At 63.7% G+C, this 21,712-nt stretch carries 18 protein-coding genes; 10 read left to right on the plus strand and 8 right to left on the minus strand.

From position 1 onward, the window contains the following. Positions 1-9: 9 nt before the first annotated feature. The 9 genes from acnB to UC34_RS15415 all read left to right on the plus strand — a co-directional run bounded on the left by acnB (position 10) and on the right by UC34_RS15415 (position 11,015). Positions 10-2,595, plus strand: coding sequence for a bifunctional aconitate hydratase 2/2-methylisocitrate dehydratase (gene acnB / locus UC34_RS15375; protein WP_044456228.1), 2,586 nt, complete (start codon positions 10-12; stop codon positions 2,593-2,595). Positions 2,596-2,994: 399 nt separating this feature from the next. Further along, positions 2,995-3,609, plus strand: coding sequence for a 3'-5' exonuclease (locus UC34_RS15380; RefSeq protein WP_044456229.1), 615 nt, complete (start codon positions 2,995-2,997; stop codon positions 3,607-3,609). Between the two features lie 148 nt (positions 3,610-3,757). After that, positions 3,758-4,540 carry a GntR family transcriptional regulator gene (locus UC34_RS15385; protein WP_044456230.1) on the plus strand — a complete coding sequence of 261 codons (783 nt, stop codon included), beginning with the start codon at positions 3,758-3,760 and terminating at the stop codon, positions 4,538-4,540. A gap of 276 nt (positions 4,541-4,816) precedes the next feature. After that, positions 4,817-6,574 carry a fumarate reductase/succinate dehydrogenase flavoprotein subunit gene (locus UC34_RS15390; protein WP_044456231.1) on the plus strand — a complete coding sequence of 586 codons (1,758 nt, stop codon included), beginning with the start codon at positions 4,817-4,819 and terminating at the stop codon, positions 6,572-6,574. A gap of 9 nt (positions 6,575-6,583) precedes the next feature. Next, positions 6,584-6,829 carry a 4Fe-4S dicluster domain-containing protein gene (locus tag UC34_RS15395; RefSeq protein ID WP_044456232.1) on the plus strand — a complete coding sequence of 82 codons (246 nt, stop codon included), beginning with the start codon at positions 6,584-6,586 and terminating at the stop codon, positions 6,827-6,829. A 57-nt stretch (positions 6,830-6,886) separates the two neighbouring features. Next, the gene (locus UC34_RS15400; protein ID WP_044456233.1) at positions 6,887-8,296 is read left to right on the plus strand and encodes an ABC transporter substrate-binding protein; all 1,410 of its coding nucleotides are present in this window, start codon (positions 6,887-6,889) and stop codon (positions 8,294-8,296) included. A 9-nt stretch (positions 8,297-8,305) separates the two neighbouring features. Further along, a complete protein-coding gene (locus UC34_RS15405) occupies positions 8,306-9,163 on the plus strand; it encodes an ABC transporter permease (protein ID WP_063389844.1) in 858 nt (285 codons plus the stop codon). After that, on the plus strand, positions 9,160-10,026 hold the full coding sequence (locus tag UC34_RS15410; RefSeq protein WP_084070690.1) for an ABC transporter ATP-binding protein: 867 nt from the start codon (positions 9,160-9,162) through the stop codon (positions 10,024-10,026). The genes UC34_RS15405 and UC34_RS15410 overlap by 4 nt, the downstream gene beginning before the upstream one ends. Continuing rightward, on the plus strand, positions 10,023-11,015 hold the full coding sequence (locus tag UC34_RS15415) for a HEAT repeat domain-containing protein (protein WP_044456235.1): 993 nt from the start codon (positions 10,023-10,025) through the stop codon (positions 11,013-11,015). Before UC34_RS15410 ends, UC34_RS15415 begins: the two co-directional genes overlap by 4 nt. 198 nt (positions 11,016-11,213) lie before the next feature. Here UC34_RS15415 and UC34_RS15420 read toward each other — a convergent pair whose 3' ends face one another. The 7 genes from UC34_RS15420 to UC34_RS15450 form a co-directional block, all read right to left on the minus strand. Then, the gene (locus UC34_RS15420; protein ID WP_044456236.1) at positions 11,214-12,452 is read right to left on the minus strand and encodes a phenylacetate--CoA ligase family protein; all 1,239 of its coding nucleotides are present in this window, start codon (positions 12,450-12,452) and stop codon (positions 11,214-11,216) included. Between the two features lie 122 nt (positions 12,453-12,574). Next, on the minus strand, positions 12,575-13,387 hold the full coding sequence (locus UC34_RS15425) for an ABC transporter ATP-binding protein (RefSeq protein ID WP_044456237.1): 813 nt from the start codon (positions 13,385-13,387) through the stop codon (positions 12,575-12,577). A 129-nt stretch (positions 13,388-13,516) separates the two neighbouring features. Then, positions 13,517-14,842 (minus strand): ABC transporter substrate-binding protein, encoded by a 1,326-nt coding sequence (locus UC34_RS15430; RefSeq protein ID WP_044456238.1) that lies wholly within the window; start codon positions 14,840-14,842, stop codon positions 13,517-13,519. Positions 14,843-14,912: 70 nt separating this feature from the next. Further along, positions 14,913-15,989: a branched-chain amino acid ABC transporter permease gene (locus UC34_RS15435; RefSeq protein ID WP_044456239.1), complete on the minus strand. Its 1,077-nt coding sequence runs from the start codon at positions 15,987-15,989 to the stop codon at positions 14,913-14,915. Positions 15,990-16,042: 53 nt separating this feature from the next. Continuing rightward, entirely contained in the window at positions 16,043-16,957 is a 915-nt protein-coding gene (locus UC34_RS15440) for a branched-chain amino acid ABC transporter permease (RefSeq protein WP_044456240.1), read from the minus strand. Between the two features lie 66 nt (positions 16,958-17,023). Then, positions 17,024-17,830 carry an ABC transporter ATP-binding protein gene (locus UC34_RS15445; RefSeq protein ID WP_044456241.1) on the minus strand — a complete coding sequence of 269 codons (807 nt, stop codon included), beginning with the start codon at positions 17,828-17,830 and terminating at the stop codon, positions 17,024-17,026. A gap of 114 nt (positions 17,831-17,944) precedes the next feature. Then, complete coding sequence (locus UC34_RS15450; protein WP_044456242.1) at positions 17,945-19,918, minus strand: AMP-dependent synthetase/ligase; 1,974 nt, start codon at positions 19,916-19,918, stop codon at positions 17,945-17,947. A gap of 351 nt (positions 19,919-20,269) precedes the next feature. Here UC34_RS15450 and panV point away from each other — a divergent pair, with 351 nt between their 5' ends. Further along, on the plus strand, positions 20,270-20,941 hold the full coding sequence (panV, locus tag UC34_RS15455) for a pandorabactin biosynthesis transcriptional regulator PanV (protein WP_044456243.1): 672 nt from the start codon (positions 20,270-20,272) through the stop codon (positions 20,939-20,941). A 289-nt stretch (positions 20,942-21,230) separates the two neighbouring features. Here panV and UC34_RS15460 read toward each other — a convergent pair whose 3' ends face one another. Further along, a complete protein-coding gene (locus UC34_RS15460; RefSeq protein WP_150622243.1) occupies positions 21,231-21,551 on the minus strand; it encodes a hypothetical protein in 321 nt (106 codons plus the stop codon). Between the last annotated feature and the right edge of the window lie 161 nt (positions 21,552-21,712).

Raw genomic sequence — 21,712 nt, forward strand, 5'->3', positions numbered from 1 at the left:
GGTCTCCTCATGCTTGAAAACTATCGTGCTCACGTGGCCGCCCGCGCCGCGCTTGGTATTCCTCCCCTGCCGCTGACGGCTCAGCAGACCGCCGAACTGGTCGAAATGCTGACGAATCCGCCCGCCGGCGAAGAAGCGACGCTGGTCGACCTCATCACCAACCGCGTGCCCGCCGGTGTGGACGAAGCCGCCCGCGTGAAGGCCGGCTTCCTGGCCGCCGTGGCCAAGGGTGAGACCGCTTGCGCACTGATCTCGCGCGCCCGCGCCACCGAACTCCTCGGCACGATGCTGGGCGGCTATAACATTGCCCCGCTCATCGAACTGCTGTCGGACGCCGAAGTCGGCGCCGTCGCCGCCGATGCACTCAAGAAAACCCTGTTGATGTTCGACCAGTTCCATGACGTCAAGGAACTCGCCGACAAGGGCAACGCCAACGCGCGCGCCGTGCTGCAAAGCTGGGCCGACGCCGAATGGTTCACGAGCCGCCCGGAAGTGCCGGAAAGCCTGACCATCACCGTGTTCAAGGTCACGGGCGAGACCAACACCGACGACCTGTCGCCGGCACCGGACGCCACGACCCGCCCGGACATTCCGCTGCACGCCCTGGCGATGCTCAAGAACGCACGCCCCGGCATCACGCCGGAAGAAGACGGCAAGCGCGGTCCGGTCAAGTTCATCGAATCGCTCAAGGAAAAGGGCCACCTGGTGGCTTACGTCGGTGACGTCGTCGGCACGGGCTCCTCGCGTAAGTCGGCCACCAACTCAGTGCTGTGGTTCACGGGCGAAGACATCCCGTTCATTCCGAACAAACGCTTTGGCGGCGTGTGCCTGGGCAGCAAGATCGCCCCGATTTTCTACAACACGATGGAAGACGCCGGCGCCCTGCCGATCGAGCTCGACGTGTCGCAGATGGAAATGGGCGACGTGGTCGAACTGCGTCCGTACGAAGGCAAGGCACTGAAGAACGGCGCCGTCATCGCCGAATTCCAGGTCAAGTCCGACGTCCTGTTCGACGAAGTGCGCGCCGGCGGCCGTATTCCGCTGATCATCGGCCGTGGCCTGACCGCCAAGGCACGTGAAGCCCTTGGTCTGCCCCCCTCGACGCTGTTCCGTCTGGCGCAGCAACCGGCCGACAATGGTCGCGGTTTCTCGCTCGCACAGAAGATGGTGGGTCGCGCATGCGGCTTGCCGGAAGGTCAGGGCATCCGCCCGGGCACGTATTGCGAACCGAAGATGACCTCGGTCGGCTCGCAAGACACGACCGGCCCGATGACCCGCGACGAACTCAAGGATCTGGCTTGCCTCGGCTTCTCGGCCGACCTCGTCATGCAGTCGTTCTGCCATACCGCCGCCTATCCGAAGCCGGTGGACGTGAAGACGCACCAGACGCTGCCGAACTTCATCAGCAACCGTGGCGGTATCGCACTGCGTCCGGGCGACGGCGTGATCCACTCGTGGCTGAACCGTATGCTGCTGCCCGACACCGTGGGCACCGGCGGCGACTCGCACACCCGTTTCCCGATCGGCATCAGCTTCCCGGCAGGCTCGGGTCTGGTCGCCTTCGCCGCCGCCACCGGCACGATGCCGCTGGACATGCCGGAATCGGTGCTGGTTCGCTTCAAGGGCAAGATGCAGCCGGGCGTCACGCTGCGTGACCTCGTGAACGCCATCCCGCTGTATGCCATCAAGCAAGGCATGCTGACCGTGGCCAAGCAAGGCAAGAAGAACATCTTCTCGGGCCGCATTCTGGAAATCGAAGGCCTGCCCGACCTGAAGGTCGAGCAGGCGTTCGAACTCTCGGATGCGTCCGCCGAGCGTTCCGCTGCCGGTTGCACGGTGCATCTGAACAAGGAGCCGATCATCGAGTACCTGAACAGCAACGTCACGCTGCTCAAGTGGATGATCGCCCAGGGCTATCAGGACCCGCGCAGCCTGCAACGCCGTATCACGGCGATGGAGCAATGGCTGGCCGATCCGCAACTGTTGTCCCCGGACGCCGATGCCGAATACGCAGCCGTCATCGAAATCGACCTGGCCGATATTCACGAGCCGATCGTGGCCTGCCCGAACGACCCGGACGACGTAAAGACGCTGTCGGACGTGGCGGGCGCCACCATCGACGAAGTGTTCATCGGTTCGTGCATGACGAACATCGGCCACTTCCGTGCCGCATCGAAGCTGCTCGAAGGCAAGCGCGACATTCCGGTCAAGCTGTGGGTCGCCCCGCCGACCAAGATGGACCAGAAGCAACTGACGGAAGAAGGTCACTACGGCGTGTTCGGCACGGCGGGTGCCCGTACCGAAATGCCGGGTTGCTCGCTGTGCATGGGTAACCAGGCACAAGTGCGCGAAGGCGCGACGGTGATGTCGACGTCGACCCGTAACTTCCCGAACCGTCTGGGCAAGAACACGAACGTGTACCTCGGCTCGGCGGAACTGGCAGCGATCTGCTCGCGTCTGGGCAAGATCCCGACCAAGGAAGAGTACATGGCCGACATGGGCGTGCTCGCCAGCAATGGCGACAAGATCTACAAGTACATGAACTTCGACCAGATCGAAGACTTCAAGGAAGTCGCCGACACGGTCCAGGTGTAAGGCTTGTCCGGATAGCGCTGCGAAGTCTGCACCGTCGACCGGCAAAGAAAGCGCCGCGAGCTCAGGTTCGCGGCGTTTTTTTTGCGCCTGCGGCAACCTACCGAGTGCCAGCGCCAATCGGCTTGTTCATCGGCATCGCGACCGTTCTCGTTTTGCGCGCATCACCTGCACCATCGGACACTGGCACATTTTCGGGAGATGGCCGTCGCTGGCCTGCTTCAACCCGCCGGACACGTCTTCGTAAGCGGGTGAAGACGGCACGTATAAGAACGGAAGCTATGTAAGGACGGAAGCGATGGCAACGATGGCGAAGATCGTCTGCGAAGCCATGTAAAATCCCGGGCTGATTCCTAACCCATCCTCGTGTCGTCTGCCGGGCGACAACCCCTGAGAAGCGGCATGCAGACAGTAGCGATCCTCGACTTTGAAACCACCGGCCTGTCACCTGCGCAAGGCGACCGGGCAACGGAAATTGCCGTCATTCTGTGGCGCGACGGTCAGATCGTGGATCGTTACCAAAGCCTGATGAATGCCGGGCGCCGCATTCCCTCCGACGTCGCGGCGTTGACCGGCATCACGAACGACATGATCGCCTCGGCGCCGCCCGTCGCACAGGTCATGCGCGAGGCGGCGGCATTCGTCGGCCACTGCCCGGTCGTCGCCCATAACGCCGGCTTCGACAAACGCTTCTGGCAGGCAGAACTCGCCATGCTGGGCGCACGTGCCGATCACGCCTTCGCTTGCACGATGCTCAGCGCCCGGCGGCTTTACCCGCACGCGCCGAATCACCGGCTCTCGAGCCTTGCGCAACTGCTCCGGCTACCGCAGACCGGCCGCGCCCACCGGGCCATGGTGGATGCTGAAATGACGGTGCACCTCTGGCATCGCATGCATGACGACATTACGCGCACCTACGGCCTGAAACGGGTCGACCACGCGCTCATGTCACGCGTGCAAGCCACCAGCAAGGACAAGGTGCCGACCTTGCTCAGATCGCTCGCACAAGCCCATTGACACCCGCCGCTTCAACCTGGCGCGCACGGCAATCCTCCAGCGCAGCGAAACACGACCTTTCGCCAAAGACGTGCCGCTATAATCCCGCAGCGAACTGCTCCGTGCGTGACGCCCCTGGACGGCACGCCCCCACCCCGCCCGTCACGCAATGCCCACTCGCCGCCTGAAACTCGAACCCGACTCGCCGGTACCGCTCTACACCCAGATCAAGGACATGCTGCGCACCGGCATCCTCGACGGGCACTACGCGCCGCTTAGCCGCATGCCCTCGGAAAGCGAGTTGCAAGCCATGTTCGACGTGAGCCGAATCACCATCCGGCAAGCCCTCGGCGACTTGCAAAAGGAGGGACTGATCTTCAAGGTGCACGGCAAGGGATCGTTCGTGTCCCAGCCGAAGGCATTCCAGAATGTGACGTCGCTCCAGGGCTTTGCCGAAGCCATGTCGCGTCAGGGCCATGAAATCGTCAACCGTGTAGCGCACTTCCGGTTCGTTCCGGCGCCGGCCAATGTTGCGCTTCGGCTGGACGTCGCGGAAGGCGAAACCGTCACGGAAATCCATCGCGTACGATTGCTCAATCGCGCACCGGTGTCCTACGAAATCACCTATCTGCCCGAAGTCCTCGGACGACAGTTGCAGCGAGCCGATCTCGTGACGCGCGATATCTTTCTGATCCTGGAGAACGACTGCGCGGTGCCCTTGGGGTCGGCCGATCTGAGCATCGACGCCGTGCAGGCCGATGCGGCGCTCGCTGGCGCGCTCAGCACCACCGAAGGCGCGCCCCTGCTGCGCATCGAACGGCTTACCCACGATCGGCACGGCCGCCCCATCGATTTCGAGTTTCTCTACTTCCGCGGCGACACGTTTCAGTATCGGCTGCGCGTCGACCGTGAGCGTGCCGCTGCGGCCAAGCCGTCGCGCACGCGCCGTTAGACACGGCCAAGGCGGCTCAAGACCGCCAGACACGGCGTAAGCGGCGCAAGCCGCTGAAGCGGTTGATGGGACTGATACGGCTCATGCGGCCGAGCGCCGCAGTCCGTTCCCCAAAGGCTTATCACCTCCCGGCGAAAGCTAAGCAAAAACAATTCATTTATCTGCGCGGGGCGTCCTCCTACAATCAGGTCCTTACTTGTTATAACAAGTTGCCGAAAACGATCCGTTGCAGCGACAGCGACAGCGACAGCGGTGGCGGCTCAAGGCTCAAGGACCATGCAGACCCACGAACTCGAATACGACATCGTCGTCATCGGCGGCGGCACCGCCGGTCCGATGGCGGCCGTCAAGGCCAAGCAGCGCAACCCCAACCTGCGCGTGCTGCTGCTCGACAAGGCGCACGTCAAACGTAGCGGCGCCATCTCGATGGGCATGGACGGCCTGAACAACGCCATCATTCCCGGGCACGCCACGCCCGAGCAATACACCAAGGAAATTACCGTCGCCAACGATGGCATCGTCAATCAGGCGACGGTGCTGGCCTATGCGCGCCACAGCTTCCGGACCATCGAAGAGCTCGATCGTTGGGGCGTGAAGTTCGAAAAGGACGAGACCGGCGATTACGCCGTGCGCAAGGTCCATCACATGGGGGCATACGTCTTGCCCATGCCCGAGGGGCACGACGTCAAGAAGATTCTCTATCGCCAGCTCAAGCGTGCGCGCGTGGAAATCACGAATCGCATTGTGGCAACGCGCTTACTTACCGGCGCGTCGGGCGAAATCGCCGGCGTCATGGGCTTCGATTGCCGTACGGCCGACTTCTATGTGATTCGGGCCAAGGCCGTCATTCTGTGCTGCGGCGCCGCCGGCCGCCTCGGACTGCCCGCCTCCGGGTATCTGATGGGCACCTACGAAAACCCCACCAATGCCGGCGACGGATATGCCATGGCTTATCACGCCGGGGCCGAGCTTTCCAATCTCGAGTGCTTCCAGATCAACCCGCTCATCAAGGACTACAACGGCCCCGCCTGCGCGTATGTGACCGGGCCGCTTGGCGGATACACCGCCAATGGAAGCGGAGAGCGGTTCATCGAGTGCGATTACTGGAGCGGTCAGATGATGTGGGAGTTCTATCAGGAACTCCAGAGCGGCAACGGGCCGGTATTCCTGAAGCTCGACCATCTTGCCGAAGAGACCATTCAGACGATAGAAACGATTCTGCACACGAACGAGCGGCCCAGCCGGGGGCGGTTCCATGCGCGTCGCGGCAACGACTATCGGACTCGCATGATCGAGATGCACATCTCGGAAATCGGTTTTTGCAGCGGCCACAGCGCGTCCGGCGTGTGGGTCGACGAGCACGGCGCCACGTCGGTGCCCGGCCTGTATAGCGCGGGCGACATGGCCGCCGTGCCGCACAACTACATGCTCGGCGCCTTCACGTATGGCTGGTTCGCGGGCGAACACGCTGCCGAGCGCGTGACGGGCGCCGACTTCGCCGCGCTCGATGCCGCGCAGGTCGACGCCGAGCGTACGCGCATCTTCGCACCGCTGCACCGCGCGCACGGCCTTCCCCCGGCGCAGGTCGAGTACAAGCTGCGGCGCTTCGTCAACGATTACCTGCAACCGCCAAAAGTCACGCGCCGCATGGAGATCGGCCTGCAGCGCTTCGACGAGATCCGCGAAGACATCGAGCAGCTCAGCGCCGGCAATCCGCACGAACTGATGCGTGCGGCCGAGGTGTCGGCCATTCGGGATTGCGCCGAAATGGCGGCACGCGCCTCGTTGTTCCGCACGGAAAGCCGCTGGGGGCTGTACCACCACCGTGTCGACTTTCCCGAGCGCAATGATGCCGAATGGTTCTGTCACGCGCATCTGAAGAAGGGGGACAACGGCGCCATGACCTCGTTCAAGAAGCCGGTCGAGCCTTACCTCATCGCGCTCGACGACACGGAGCGCACCGCTTACTCGCGCCTGCGCGTTGCGAGCGCGCCGGCAATGCAACCCGCTGCGGCTCAGGCCGCCACCGTCTAGGACACGCCTATGGCTTTCGTTCCCCGCGAGGCGCAATTGCGCTCGAGCGTTCCCGTGACGATCGATGAAGAGAAGTGCATCGCCGACAAGGGCTGCACCGTGTGCATCGACGTCTGCCCCATGGACTTGCTCGCCATCGATCCCGAGACGGGCAAGGCGTTCATGAAATTCGACGAGTGCTGGTACTGCATGCCTTGCGAGAAGGACTGTCCGACCGGCGCGGTACACGTCGCCATTCCCTATCTGCTTCGCTGACAAGACGGCGTGCCGCAAAGGCGCGCACACACCACCACGCAAAAAAAGGATGACCCGATGACTCGCCTTCACCTCAGCACATTCGCGCTCGCGGCGCTGCTCGCCGTCGGTGCGCACGCCGAAACCGTCCGGGTGGCGATCGGCACCCAGGACACCACGATCAACACCGCCACGGGCGGCGCATTGATCCGCGAACTGAAGCTGCTCGAAAAGTATCTGCCGCACGACGGCAAATACGCGGGCGTGACGTATGACGTGCAATGGAAGAACTTTACCAGCGGCGCACCGATCACCAACGAGATGGTTGCGGGCAAGCTGGACTTCGGATCGATGGCTGACTTCCCGGGCGTGAACAACATTGTCGCCACGACCAAAGCCGGCAAGCCCACCGTCTTCATCAACGTGCTTTCGGGCAGTGTGCGCGGCAGCGGCAACGGCATCGTCGTGCCGACCGACTCACCGGCGCAGTCGCTCGCCGACCTCAAGGGCAAAACCATCTCCGTACCATTCGCGTCGACCGCCCATGGCATGCTGCTGCGCGCGGTCGCGGCGCAAGGCTGGGATCCGGACAAGGACGTGAACATCATCACGCAAGCCCCGGAAGTCGCGGGTCCGGCGTTGCAGGCGCGCAAGATCGAGGCGCACGCCGACTTCGTCCCCTTCGCCGAGCTGTTTCCGTACCGCGGATTTGCCCGCAAGATTTACGACGGCGCTCAGGCCAATGCGCCGACACTGCATGGCACGCTCGTGGAAAAAGCCTACGCCGAGCGCTATCCCGAAGTCGTCGTGGCGTACCTTCGTGCCGTCATCGAGGCCAATCGCCTGATCGACGCCGAGCCGGAAAAGTACAGCGAGCTGATCGCCAGGGTGACCGGCGTGGAGCCTGAGGTCGATTACCTGTTCCACGGCCCGCTCGGGCTGCAAACCCGGGACCTCACGTGGAAGCCGGAGTATCGCAAGGCCGTCCAGACGTCGTTCGACACCCTCAAGTTGCTCAATCGTACCGAAGGCAGCTTCGACGCCAATGCCGTCATCGACGATCGCTACGTGCGCGCCGCGTTCAGAGCCGAGAAACTCGACTACGACGCCGCACTGCGCAACTACGCCCAGTTGCCCCTCAAGGCCAACGATGCTGCGACGGGCAAGGCGATTACCCAGGTCGAGCGCGTCGCCCAGATCTGGGTGCGCGGCGAGCCGAAGGTGCGCAACTACGCGTCGCCTGAGGCAGCCTTCGAGGCGCTCGCCAGGCTGTCGCACGACAACAAGCCGGTGCGGGCCTTCTACGTGCAGGATCGCGACTCCGGCATCAAGCTGCTGGGCGATCAGGCGTGGTTCGCCCGCGACAAGCAGGGTCGATTGAGCGCCTTTTTGCTCAAACAGCAAGCACAGGCCTGGGCCGACAAGCACGGTGCGCAGGTCGTCGACTTCGCAGGTGCACGCCAGCCTGCACCGCTCGCCGCGCGCTAAGGGGCAGTCATGACATCGAACCTGGTATCCGAGATCGCGCTCGCGCGTACGGCGCCCACAGCGCCAAGTGGCCGCCCCCTCGTCGGCGGCAGGTCGTTCAAGGTGGCGCTGCAAGGCATATCGCTCGCGCTATGCGTGGCGCTCTGGCATTGGATGACGACGCATCGGATCCATCTGGGCATCGTGAATTTCGAGAACGTCCCCTCTCCCTCGCAGACGCTCGACGCCGCCTGGTCGCTGCTGCAATCGCCGAAGCTCGCGCGTCACCTCGCAAGCAGCCTCCAGCGCGTGGCCTGGGGCTATCTGATCGCGGCGGCCACGGGCATCGTGTGCGGCCTTGCCATCGGACGCTCGTCGTGGGCACGCATTGCGCTGCTGCCGCCGCTCGAGGTGTTGCGCCCGATTCCCGCAGTCGCGTGGATTCCACTGGCGATCCTGATGTTTCCGTCCGCCGAACTGCCAATGATCTTCATCACGTTCACGGGCGCATTCTTTCCGATCCTGCTGGGCACCATTCACGGTACGGAATCGGTGGATGCCCGCCTCGTCGCGTCGGCGCGCAGTCTGGGGGCCGGGCGCTGGGGCGTGCTGCGCGAAGTCGTGCTGCCCGGCGCCACGCCCGGCATCGTCACCGGGCTGGCCATCGGCATGGGCACGTCGTGGTTCTGCCTCGTGAGCGCTGAAATGATCTCCGGGCAATTCGGCATCGGTTACTACACGTGGGAGTCTTATACCGTGCAACGCTACCCCGATATCGTGGTGGGCATGCTCGTCATCGGCTTGCTCGGCATGGGCAGTAGCGCAGTGGTCAAAGTCATCGGCGAGCGCCTCACGCCCTGGCGCCATTCAAGCGGAGAGCGTCGATGAATTCGCTTCGCTCCGATCGCGTCGGCGGGCATGTCGCCATCGAGAACGTTCGCATTACGCTGGGCGAACGCGAGCGGCGCTTTGTCGCGGTCCAGGATGTCAGCATCGACATCGCGCCGGGCGAGTTCGTCTGCCTGCTGGGCCCGTCGGGATGCGGCAAATCCACGCTGCTCGGTGTGCTGGCCGGACACATTGCACCGAGTCACGGCCGTGCGACGCTCGACGGCGCGCCCATCGACGGGCCTCGCCCCGAGCGCGGCATGGTGTTTCAGCACCACACGCTGTTTCCCTGGCGCAAGACGCTCGAGAACGTGGCATTTGGCCTGAAGATGCAGGGCGTGAACAAATCCACACGTCGCCGGCTCGCGGCTCAATGGCTCGAACGTGTGGGGCTCGGCAACTTCGCACAACGCTATCCGTCACAGCTCTCCGGCGGCATGCAGCAACGCGCGGAAATCGCCCGCGCGATGATTACGGAGCCGCGTGTCCTGCTCATGGATGAGCCCTTCGGTGCGTTGGATGCGCAGACCCGAGCCATGATGCAGGCGCTGCTGCTCGACGTGTGGAGCGTGCAACGCCCCACGGTCGTGTTCGTGACACATGACATCGATGAAGCGCTCTTTCTCGGCGATCGCGTACTCGTGATGAGCCCCGGGCCGGGCACGATCATCGACGACATTCGCGTGCCGTTCGCCAGACCGCGCCTGCGCGACGACGAACAGGATCTCGTGACGCAACCCGAATTCGTCGCACTCAAACGCCATCTGCTCGCAAGACTGCGCCATCAGCAAAGCCCCCTGCCCGCTGCGCGACTCAACCCGCTGGGCGACCTTCGATCCTCCTCCGCCCCCCTTGCCTCATGACGTCTTCCCTTGCGTCTCGCGACGCCCTCGACTTCGATACCGCCGACGCCTCCAATGCCGAATTGCTGGCACGCCTGTCTCACGATGACGCCACCGTGCGACGCCTCGCCATACTCGAGGTCGCCGAACTGGAGGACGATGCGTGGCTGCCGTTGCTTGTCGAGCGGCTTCGCCACGACCTCGATGCCCATGTGCGCCGCACCGCCGCCGAGCGCCTTGCCGGATGGGAGACCGTCGACGTAGTGGCAGCGCTGTGCGACGCGCTGCACGATGCCGACGAAGCCACACGCGTCGGCGCTGCCGAGAGCCTGTCCGCGCTCAAACAGGCCGATCTCGGCGCAACGCTGGTGCAACGTCTGCACGCGGAGCACGACACCTTTGCGCGCACCGCCTTGCTGCGGGGATTGCGCGAACTGCGCCTTGCCCAAAGCGCATCACCGGCACTCGACGCCCTGCGCGATACGTCGCCTGCCGTGCGTCGCGAAGCGGTGGGCGTGCTGGGATGGTTGCGACACACCGCCGCCCTGCCCGCCTTGGCCGCCCTGGTGCGCACGGATCCTGCGCCCGAGGTGCGCAAGGCGGCGGCGGGCGCCCTGGGGTTTGCCGCCGACGACAGCGTGTTGAACACGCTGATTGGCGCGCTGCAAGACGGGGAATGGCAGGTCCGCGAAGAGGCCGCAGCGACACTGGGAAAACTGCGATTGACCGCTGCGCGCGACGCGCTGGCGTTCGCGCTCGACGACGACTACTGGCAGGTCACGTTGCAGGCCGCTCGGGCGCTCGGCCGGCTGAAGCTCCCCGCGAGCACCGCCTCGGTGAGCGCGCTGCTCACGTTTCCGATCAGCAACGTGCGCAAGGAAGCCGCATTGTCGCTTGGCGAGATCGGTGACGTTTCGGCACTGCCGGTATTGGAAGCCGCTCTCGCCGACGCCGACCCCGAAGTGCGCAAGGCCGCACGCATTGCCATCGCGCAAATCGGGGCGGCGTGACCTGTCATGCCGCGCGGCACGTCACGACCGGCCGGAAGTCATTGACGATGCCCGGCAAGGCCGGGGTTATCGAAGGTCTGAGCGTCTCGCGGGACAGGCCCGGCCAGACCGAACAGGAAGCGAAGCATCCCCCTCCAAAACAGAAGGCGCGCGCATGGCGTTGCACCGCGCGCCGTACTGTCATCGGTGGGTCCCGACTCAGTCGTACGCCCGCGCGTCTTCCACGAGCTTGCCATCGGTTGGCAACGATCCGGCCGCCACGAAATCGACTTCGCCGCGCAGTCGCGTCACGTCGCGCAACGTCTCCTGCACACGAGCGGCCAATCCCTCGGGCGGGGCGTCCGTCGTTTCGCACAGCAGGCGCATCCGGTCGTCCCCGACCCGCCCCTCCACGCGCAAACGCACCCGGACCAGTTCCGGATAGCGTCTGCCGATCTCGCCAATCTGCCCCGGATGCACGAACATGCCGCGCACCTTGACGGTCTGATCGGCACGCCCCAGCCAGCCCTTGAGCCGCATGTTCGTGCGGCCACACGGGCTGATACCCGCCTCCACGGCCGACAGGTCGCCCGTGGCAAAACGAATCAGCGGGTAGTCCGGATTGAAGTTCGTCACGACGACTTCGCCGACCTCCCCCTCGGCGACCGGCTTCGTGCCGCCCGGCTCCACCAGTTCGACCAGGACATTCTCGTCGACGATCAGCCCGGCTTGCGCGTCGCTCTCGAACGCAATCAGACCGAGATCTGCCGTACCGTACAACTGCCGGGCCGTAATGCCTTTGCCGTTGAACCACTCGCGCAACGATGGCGGCAACGCCTCGCCGGAGAGGGTCGCGCGCCGAATGCTGCTGATGTCGGCCCCCGCCGCCTCGCTCTTCTCGATGAGAATCTTGAGGAACGACGGCGTTCCGGCATAGGCCACCGGACGCAGGTGACGAATCGCCTCCAGCTGCAATTCCGTCTGTCCGACGCCGGCGGGAAACACGCAGCAACCGAGCCGCGCCGCGCCTGTCTCGATCATCATGCCGGCGGGCGTGAAGTGATAAGAATAGGTGTTGTAGACCAGATCCCCCGCCCGCAAGCCTGCGGCGAACATGGCGCGGGCAAAGCGCCACCAGTCGCTGCCACGGCCGTCCGGTTCGTAGATCGGCCCCGGGGACTGATAAACATGTGCCAGCCCGCTCACCGGCGTGGCGTTCAGCCCGCCCAGCGGCGGACTGCGCCGCTGGAACGCCGCCAGATCGGACTTGCGGGTGACGGGCAATTGCGCCAGCGCGTCGCGCGAACCGATCTTGCCGGCGTCGATATCCTCAAGCGCCTCGGCGAAGTAAGCGGCGTGCGTGCGCGCATGCGCGACCTGTCCCGGCAGGGCGGCAAGCAAGGCTTGCTCGCGAAGCGCCGGTGCACGGGTTTCCAGCGTATCGAAGTATTCGTTCATGGCAACGGAGAAGCGATCGGGATTGAGGTGCTAGGGGTCTATGGGGCCGTGCGGTGATGGCGCATTCATGCATTGGCACGTCCGGCAGCCAGGCCGCTGCCGGCCCGCGCCGACGTGCGAACTCAGGCGATCCAGCGCTTGCGACGTCGATAGCTCTTGACGTTGCGGAAGCTCCCCGCGCTGCTTGCGCCGTCCTTGGCGATACCGAGATAGAACTCCTTCACGTCCTCGTTATCGCGCAACGCGCTCGCGTCGCCGTCCATCACCACACGTCCGTTCTCCAGGATGTAGCCATAGTCGGCATAACGCAGCGCCGCCATCGTGTTCTGTTCGGCCAGCAGAAAGCTCACGTTCTCCCGTTGGTTCAGATCGCGCACGATGGTGAAGATCTCTTCGACGATCTGCGGCGCGAGGCCCATGGAAGGCTCGTCGAGCAGGATCATCGAGGGCTGCGCCATCATCGCGCGCCCGATGGCGCACATTTGCTGCTCGCCACCGGAGGTGTAACCCGCCTGCGATTTGCGGCGCGTCTTCAGGCGCGGGAAATAGGCGTAAATGCGCTCAAGGGCATGTTGCTGGGCACTTCGCGATGCGTGCCGGACGTAGCCGCCCGTGAGCAGATTCTCCTCGATGGTCAGATGACCGAAGCAGTGACGCCCCTCCATCACCTGAATCACCCCGCGCTTGACCAGACCATTGGGTGTGAGCTTCTCAACACGCTCGCCCCGATAGTCGATCGTGCCCTTCGTCACTTCACCGCGCTCGGCGTGCAGCAAGTTCGAGATGGCCTTGAGCGTCGTACTCTTGCCCGCCCCGTTGGCCCCGAGCAAGGCCACGATCTTGCCGTCCGGCACGATCAGGGACACGCCCTTGAGCACCAGAATGACGTGGTCGTAAATGACTTCGATATTGTTGACGCGCAAACTCGCTTCCATGCGTGACTCCGGAATCGGTGCTGCCGGGATCGCTGACCGGCGTTCAATTGTCGGATGGCCTGACGTCTGGCGCTCCCCTCGCGATGCGCCACACAGCGCATCGCGAGGGAACGCCGTCCGTCATGTTCGTCATCCCTTGAAGCAGGCGGGCGTAATGCCCTTCTCCTTGGCGTATTGCTTGGCCGACGCTTCGAACAACGGGTGAATCAGACGACGATTGCCTTCGATCCAGTCCGAGACCATGACCCACTTGGCGCCGTCCCATTGCTGGATGCGCACCTTGCCCGAGCCTTCGTGGTCTTCGCAACTGGTCTTGATGTCAGGCAGCAGCCCCGTCGCACCGAGCGCCTTGAGACGCGCGGCGTCGATGTTCAGGTTCTCGAGCCCCCAGCGCACCTGCACCGGCGTCGAGACTTTGCCCTTGCCGAATTTGCTCTGGGCCGTGTTGAGCGCCTCGACGGTTGCCACCGCAGCGGACACCCCCCGGTTGTAGAGCACCGAGCCGACCTTCGAAGGGTCCTGCATATTCCCCTTGCCCGCGCCGTAGACCACCTTTTCGATGTCGGCGATGAGCGGCACCTGCTTGCCCGCCACGTTCCACGTCGCGCTCATGTAACCCTTGGCCGCCGGGCCTGCCGGAATCGTGTCCTCCTCCGATCCCGCCCACCAGCTGCCGATGATCTTCTCGCGCGGATAGCCGACCTTTTGCGCGGCCTTGAGCGCGGTCTGATTCATCACGCCCCAGCCCCAGAACACCACGTAGTCCGGGTTCTCCTGACGAATGCGCAACCACTGCGCGCCCTGTTCGTTGCCCGGGTGAGCCACGGGAATTTCGACGAGGTTGAACTTGTGGATCTTCGACTCGGCCTGCATGGCGACGATCGGCTCCTTGCCGTACGCCGAGTCGTGGTACAGGAACACGATCTTCTTGCCATTCAGCGAGCCGCCGTTCTTGTCGGCGAGGAACTTGATGATGGCGGAGGCCTGCATCTGATACGTGGTCACCAGCGGGAAGGCCCACGGGAACACGGTGCCGTCCACCGCGTCGGTACGACCATAACCCATCATCACGAGCGGCACCTGATCGGTTGCGGTCTTGTCGATGAGCGCATAGGAGATCCCCGTGGCCATCGTGTGATACGCAGTGCCCTTGGTCACCGGATTCTTGCCCTTGAGACGCTCGTAGCACTCCACGCCCTTGGCGTTGTTGTACTCCGTCTCGCACTCCTCCCACGTGAGCTTGACGCCATTCACCCCGCCCTGCTTCATGTTCACGTATTGCAGGTAATCGATGAACCCGCCGTAGAACGACTGCCCGTTCGCGCCATACGGGCCGACGCGATAGTCAGCCAGCGCAATGAACTGATCGTTCGATTGCGCGAACGCCGAACCCGTCGCCCCCGTGCCGAGGGCGAGCGCCAGACCCAACGATGCCGTCAACTGTTTCGTGTTCATGCTGTGTCTCCATCTGTGGTTTTGTGTGTGACCGAACTTGCACCGGCAGTGCACGCCGGTTTGGCAAACCTCAATGCGGGAAGGGCCAGATGCGCAGCTTCTCCTTGGCTATCTGCCAGAGCCGCGCCAGCCCATGCGGTTCGGCAATCAGGAAAAAGATGATGAGACCGCCGAATACCATCAACTGAATATGCGAGACGGTGGCGTTGGTGAAGGGCAGATGCAGGAACGTCGCGATCGTGGGCAACGTGCTGTCGAGCAGGATCGGCAGCAGCAGAATGAAGGCGGCGCCCAGAAAACTACCGAGAATGCTGCCGACACCGCCGATGATGATCATGAACAGAATGCGAAACGACAGATCGAGCGAGAAGCCGTCCGGCTCGACCGAGCCGAGGTAACAGTAGGCGTAGAGCGCGCCGGCCACACCGCAGTAAAAGGAACTGACGGCGAACGCGAGCAGCTTCACGCGCATGAGCGGAATACCGATGACCTCGGCCGCCACGTCCATGTCGCGCACCGCCATCCAGGCGCGACCGATGTGCGAGCGCACCAGGTTCTTCGCGACTAGCGCCATCACGCTCACCACGCCGAGCACGAACAGGTACTTGCGCACCGGCGTATCGACGTCCACACCGAACAACGAGATTTTCTGCGCGGTGATCACGCCGGACGAGCTGTTGTTCGACAGCCAGGGGAATTTGGTCAGCACCCACAGCACGAAGAACTGTGCGGCGAGCGTGGCCACCGCCAGATAAAACCCCTTGATGCGCAACGACGGCAAGCCGAACGCAATGCCGACCATCGCAGCACACACGCCGCCGAGCGCAAACGACGCCAGAATCGGCATCCCGTCGATGCGAAGCTGGAAGTTGTACGAGGCATAGGCCCCCACGGCCATGAATGCGGCCGTACCCAGCGACAACTGCCCGGCGTATCCCGTGAGCAGATTCAGTCCGAGCGCCGCCAGCGAAAAGACCAGAAACGGCACGAGGATGGCGGTGAGCCAGTACTCCGAGGCGACCCACGGCAACACGCCGAACGCCACGACGAGCACGGTCCCTACGGCGATCCGATCCTGACGGATCGGGAAAATCTGACTGTCGGCGACGTAGGACGTCTTGAACTGCCCGGCTTCGCGATAGAACATGGATGGCCTCTGCGATGAATGCTTGCGCGTATGTTCGGATTGAGTGCCGGTCGTCAGACGCGGTCGATGTGCCGCTCGCCGAAGAGCCCTTCCGGGCGCACCAGCAGGAACAGCAACGCAAACACATAGGGGAACCAGCCTTCGATGCCGCCGAAATTCCCGCCGAAGTGCGCCTGGAGTAATTGCGGCACGTAGATCTCCGCAAGCTTTTCCGCAGCCCCGATGATCAGCCCGCCCACGATGGCCCCCGGAATGGACGTGAAACCGCCCAGAATGAGCACGGGCAGCGCCTTGAGCGCGGTCATCGTCAGTGCAAACTGCACGCCGTTGCGCGAGCCCCAGAGCATGCCGGCTACGAGCGCCACAAAGCCGGAGACACTCCACACGACCACCCAGATACGCTGCAACGGAATCCCGAGCGAGAGCGCCGCCTGATGGTCGTCCGCCACTGCGCGCAGGGCGCGGCCAATGCTCGTCGCCTTGAAGAACAGCGCCAGCAGCGCCACGAGCACCGCCGCAATGCCGGCTGCCGCGAGGTCGAAGCTGCTCACCAGCACGCCCGTCGACGCCATGATCGATTCGATGGGTTCATCCACAATGCCGAGCGACAACGGGCGCACCTCGTTGCCCCACAGCAGCGGCGCCAGGCCTTCGAGAAAGAACGACAACCCGATGGTCGCCATGAACAGCGTGATCGGCGACTGATTCACGAGCTTGCGCAGCACGAAGCGCTCCGTGGCCACACTCACCAGCACCATGACCACGAACGCGCCGATGGCCGCCGCCCACAACGGCAAGCCACGCTCCATCAGTCCGACAACGGACAATGCCGCGAAATACACCATCGCGCCCTGCGCGAAGTTGAACACCCCGGACGCCTTGAAGATCAGCACGAAGCCGAGCGCCACGAGCGAATACATCACGCCCGAGAGCAGGCCGCCGATCAGGATTTCAAAGAAGAACTGCATCGATGTCTCCAGGTTGTCAACGCGTCGCCAGCGGTCCTGCGCTGTCTTTGCACCGTCGTTGCGATGTCATGCCGCCGCCGGCACGCCGTGTGCCGCACCAAGATAGGCGCGGATCACTTCGGGGTCGCCGCGCACTTCGTCCGGCGTGCCGTCGCCGATCTTCTTGCCGTAGTCGAGCACCACAACACGATCGGAAATATCCATGACCACGCCCATGTCGTGTTCGATAAGCACGATCGTTGTGCCGAACTCCTCGTTCACTTCGAGGATGAAGCGACACATGTCGCGCTTTTCTTCGAGGTTCATGCCCGCCATCGGTTCGTCGAGCAGCAGCAACTCCGGCTCTGCCGCCAGAGCGCGCGCGAGTTCCACGCGTTTTTGCAGCCCGTAAGGCAGACGCCCGACCGGTGTTTTGCGGATGTGCTGGATTTCGAGGAAGTCGATGATCTCTTCGACCTTGGCGCGATTGGCCTTCTCCTCCTGGCGTGCCTTGCCCCACCAGAGCGCGCTGGCGAGCAGCCCGGCGCGCATGCGGGTGTTGCGCCCCGTCATGATGTTATCGAGCACGGACATGCCCTTGAACAGCGCGATGTTCTGGAACGTACGCGCCACGCCCTGACGCGCCGCTGCCGTCGGATGCATGCGCTGACGGACTTCGCCGCGAAAGACGATGGTCCCCTGCTGCGGATGATAAACGCCGTTGATGACGTTAAGCATCGAGCTCTTGCCCGCCCCGTTGGGACCGATAATGGCGCGAATCTCGTGCGCCATCACGTTGAACGAGATATCCGTCAGCGCTTTCACCCCGCCGAACGACAGGCTGATGTGCTGCAAATCGAGTAAAACGTCGCCGGTCTTGCGGTGCTCACTCATCACGTCTCCTGCGGCAGTGCCGGGCTGAGGTCGGTTCGTCGTCGCTGCGTTTTCTGCGTTTTCTGCGGTCCGGGCGCGCGCATGGTGCGCATGGCGCTAATGGGTCTTCATCGCTCACGCCGCACAGCGAAATTTCGCAGGCGCAGGGTCGTCGACGGGCGCGCGCACTCCAACGACGCGCGCCGGGTGAATCGTCAGGGTGGCGCTCACGCTGCCCTCGCGTCCGTCTTCGAACTTCACACGCGTCTCGATGAATTGCGTCGACTTGCCCGTGTAGAACGCGTCGATCAGCTCGCCGTATTTCTGCGCGATGTAGCCGCGACGCACTTTGCGCGTGCGCGTGAGTTCGTCGTCGTCCGGGTCGAGCTCCTTGTGGAGAATCACGAAGCGCTGGATCTGCGCGGCGGCGAACGCCGACTCGCGGGCGAGATCCGCATTGACCTGCTCGATGCAACCGAGAATCAGCTCGGCCACGAGCGGGTTGCCCGCGAGATCGATGTACCCGGCGTAGGCGAGGTTTTGCCGCTCGGCCCAGTTGCCCACGGCATCCATGTCGATGTTGATGAAGGCGCACACGCCGTCGCGACCGTCACCGAATGCCACGGCTTCCTTGATGTACGAGAAGAACTTGAGCTTGTTCTCGATGTACTTCGGTGCGAACAGCGATCCGCAGGCAAGTTTGCCGACGTCCTTGGCGCGGTCGATGATGCGCAGGTGGCCGTCGGCATCGATGATGCCCGCATCGCCCGTGCGGAAGTAGCCGGCTTCGTCGAGCGCTTCGCGTGTGGCGTCGGGACGCTTGTAGTACTCCTTGAGCAAACCGACGCCGCGCACCAGCACCTCGCCGTTCTCTGCGATCTTGATTTCCATGCCCGGCGCGACCGGCCCCACGCTATCGAACCGCACCTGACGATCCGGTTGCAGACAGACGTAAGCGCATGTCTCCGTCTGTCCGTAGAACTGCTTCAGGTTGATGCCGATGGCACGGTAGAACCGGAACAGATCCGGGCCGATGGCCTCTCCGGCGGTGTAGGCCGTGCGAATGCGGCTCATGCCAAGCGTGTTGCGCAGCGGCCCGTACACGCAGAGGTTGCCAAGCGCGTACTGCAGACGATCGAGCAGCGGCACGGGACGGCCATCGAGCACGGCGGCGCCACAGCGGTTCGCCACATTCATGAAATGCGCGAACATTTTCCGCTTGAGACGGTTGGCGTCTTCCATGCGGATCATGACCTGCGTGAGCACATTCTCGTACACGCGCGGCGGTGCGAAGTAATACGTCGGGCCGATCTCGCGCATGTCTGTGGCGATCGTGTCGGGCGATTCCGGGCAGTTGACGGTGAAGCCGGCGACCAGTGCCTGCGCATAGGAAAACAGATGATCGCCGACCCATGCCATCGGCAGATACGACAGCACTTCGTCGCCCGGGCCGAGCCGGTCGAACTGGCTGCCATGGTAGGCGGCGCCGATCAGCCCGGCGTGCGAGTGACACACGCCCTTGGGCTTGCCGGTCGTGCCGGACGTATAGAGGATGGTGGCAGTGTCGTCGGGATCGACGCCAGCCACTGCTTCGTCGAAATAGCGCGGATGCTGCGCATCGAACGTGCGCCCCTGCTCCAGCGCCGACGCGTAGGATTGCAGGCCGGGCGCGTCGTAGTTGCGCAGGCCGCGCTGGTCTTCATAGATGATGTGGGACAGGCGCGGCACCTGTGCGCGCAGCTCCAGCAGCTTGTCGACCTGCTCCTGGTCTTCGACGATGGCGAAATCGATTTCCGCGTCTTCGAGCACGTGCGCCATCTCGGCGGCCACGGCGTCCTGATACAACGGCACCGCAACGCCGCCGAGCGCCTGCGCGGCCGTCATCGCCCAGTACAAGCGCACGCGGTTATTGCCGACGATGGCCAGATTGTCGCCCCGCCGGAAGCCCGCCGCCGCAAGCGCGCAGGCGAGCATGCGCACCTCGTGCGCGGCCTCCTGCCAGCTCCAGCTTTGCCATATCCCGAGATCTTTTTCCCGATACGCCGTACGGGCGCCCCGTGTCGCGGCGTGTGCCAACAACAATCGCGGGAAGGTAGTCCGCTCCTGCATGCCAGTCTCCTGTGTCTCGCCACCTGTCGACGTTCGTCGAGGGGGAAGTGGCGTGGCTCGGTCGGCGCACGTGCTTGCGGCACGCTCCTTGTGGCTCGCAGCGTCTTTCGCGCGACGCTCTTTTTGTTTGGAATGCGATCTTACGAATTCAACCGGTGGCTACAACACATGCCTGCGGCCAGCGACTACTGCGACTACCGATATGCCCGGCAAGGCTCAGCTTCTATACTTGTGTTTCGGCGTCGTGCAGGACCACCGTGTGTGCTTGTCTCGCTTACCAGGCAAGGCGAAGATACCTCATGGCTCACGGCGGGTTTGTCACCAGGATGACAATCAAGGGAAAGTCCCTATATGTCGCTCGAAACCTTGTTGCAGCGCAGCGTATGGGCGCAGGGATTGACGCCCGAGCAACGCGCGCGCGTCGTGGCGGAAATTCAGGTGCGTCCGGTGGAAAACGGCGGTTACGTGTGCCGCAAGGGCGACCCCACGCATGCGTGGTTCGGCGTCATCGAAGGGTTGGTCAAGATCACGACGGCTTCGGCCAACGGAAAATCGGTCACCTTCACGGGAGTGCCTGCCGGCGCGTGGTTCGGCGAAGGGTCGGTGCTCAAGCACGAGATCCGGAAGTACGACGTGATGGCGTTGCGCGATTCCGTGCTCGCGCACATGCCGATCGCCACGTTCGACTGGCTGCTCGACACCAGCATCCCGTTCAATCGTTTTCTCACGCTGCAGCTCAATGAGCGATTGGGGCAGTTCATTGCCGCCGTCGAGCATGAGCGTCTGCTCGACACGGACGCCCGGGTCGCGCGCTCGCTGTCGTCGATGTTCAATCCGAATCTCTATCCGTCTGACGACAACACCGTGCAGATTTCGCAGGAGGAATTGAGCTATCTCGCCGGCGTGTCGCGCCAGCGCGTGAATCTTGCGTTGAAGGTGCTCGAACAGGCGGGGCTGGTGAAAGTCGACTACGGCGTGCTGACGATTCTCGACCTGGAGGGATTGCGGGAATTCGGCATGTGAGCGCAGAATCTTGCGTTTACCGCCCCCTTCCGCCACGAAACTCCATGCCCGCGGCCCCGATCCCGGCCATCGATTCTCGCCCGACACTGCGCGGGCAGCAGCGTAGCACGCCTTCCCCTCGAACGTCATCATGCGCCGGACCTCGTCGCCGCGGCTGCCGACGGTGAACTCTGGAATCCGAAGGTAACGGTCGTGCCGAACGCCAACACCGTGGATGCCTACATCCACAGGGCACTGAAGGGGCGCCACGAGCGCATCATGCCCGATGGCCGCAAGCGCGCCCAATGCCTCAGGCCACGGCGCTCACCGATCCCAGCGGTCCAGCCGAGTACAGGACCAGACAGGGGCAGACCATGCGTCTCGCAATATCGAGCGCTTCGGTTTTCGTCTCCAGGAAAGACGCTTCCCACGGGTTCCTGACGTGGTCGCTCACATAGACGTTCAGCTTCTTGTCGTAATGGGCGCCGAAGAATTCGTTGCGGAAGTAGAACCAGACCACATATCCGCGTCGCGGCAACTTTTCGGGCAGCGGATGCACCGGATACTCATTGGCGGGCACCCGTCGTCTGAGCGATATCCAGCGCTGATAGTCCACACGCGTCGCATTCATCTTCATCCTCCTTTGGCGAAAAGCCCCGGGCCGGGGCGATTCGTCATGATGGGGAAGAACACGCGACAAGAGTTACGGAAACGTCCGAATCACCGCGACTCGCGATACGTCAACCAAAAGACGCGCGACCGGAATCGACAATTCGTTGGGCTTTGGCTCGC

The sequence above is a fragment of the Pandoraea vervacti genome (genome assembly GCF_000934605.2).
GTDB classification, from domain to species: Bacteria; Pseudomonadota; Gammaproteobacteria; order Burkholderiales; family Burkholderiaceae; genus Pandoraea; species Pandoraea vervacti.

Coding starts and splice junctions, on each gene's coding strand:
- acnB (WP_044456228.1), top strand. CDS start 10: ATGCTTGAAAACTATCGTGCTCACGTGGCCGCCCGCGCCGCGCTTGGT.
- UC34_RS15380 (WP_044456229.1), top strand. CDS start 2,995: ATGCAGACAGTAGCGATCCTCGACTTTGAAACCACCGGCCTGTCACCT.
- UC34_RS15385 (WP_044456230.1), top strand. CDS start 3,758: ATGCCCACTCGCCGCCTGAAACTCGAACCCGACTCGCCGGTACCGCTC.
- UC34_RS15390 (WP_044456231.1), top strand. CDS start 4,817: ATGCAGACCCACGAACTCGAATACGACATCGTCGTCATCGGCGGCGGC.
- UC34_RS15395 (WP_044456232.1), top strand. CDS start 6,584: ATGGCTTTCGTTCCCCGCGAGGCGCAATTGCGCTCGAGCGTTCCCGTG.
- UC34_RS15400 (WP_044456233.1), top strand. CDS start 6,887: ATGACTCGCCTTCACCTCAGCACATTCGCGCTCGCGGCGCTGCTCGCC.
- UC34_RS15405 (WP_063389844.1), top strand. CDS start 8,306: ATGACATCGAACCTGGTATCCGAGATCGCGCTCGCGCGTACGGCGCCC.
- UC34_RS15410 (WP_084070690.1), top strand. CDS start 9,160: ATGAATTCGCTTCGCTCCGATCGCGTCGGCGGGCATGTCGCCATCGAG.
- UC34_RS15415 (WP_044456235.1), top strand. CDS start 10,023: ATGACGTCTTCCCTTGCGTCTCGCGACGCCCTCGACTTCGATACCGCC.
- UC34_RS15420 (WP_044456236.1), bottom strand. CDS start 12,452: ATGAACGAATACTTCGATACGCTGGAAACCCGTGCACCGGCGCTTCGC.
- UC34_RS15425 (WP_044456237.1), bottom strand. CDS start 13,387: ATGGAAGCGAGTTTGCGCGTCAACAATATCGAAGTCATTTACGACCAC.
- UC34_RS15430 (WP_044456238.1), bottom strand. CDS start 14,842: ATGAACACGAAACAGTTGACGGCATCGTTGGGTCTGGCGCTCGCCCTC.
- UC34_RS15435 (WP_044456239.1), bottom strand. CDS start 15,989: ATGTTCTATCGCGAAGCCGGGCAGTTCAAGACGTCCTACGTCGCCGAC.
- UC34_RS15440 (WP_044456240.1), bottom strand. CDS start 16,957: ATGCAGTTCTTCTTTGAAATCCTGATCGGCGGCCTGCTCTCGGGCGTG.
- UC34_RS15445 (WP_044456241.1), bottom strand. CDS start 17,830: ATGAGTGAGCACCGCAAGACCGGCGACGTTTTACTCGATTTGCAGCAC.
- UC34_RS15450 (WP_044456242.1), bottom strand. CDS start 19,918: ATGCAGGAGCGGACTACCTTCCCGCGATTGTTGTTGGCACACGCCGCG.
- panV (WP_044456243.1), top strand. CDS start 20,270: ATGTCGCTCGAAACCTTGTTGCAGCGCAGCGTATGGGCGCAGGGATTG.
- UC34_RS15460 (WP_150622243.1), bottom strand. CDS start 21,551: ATGAATGCGACGCGTGTGGACTATCAGCGCTGGATATCGCTCAGACGA.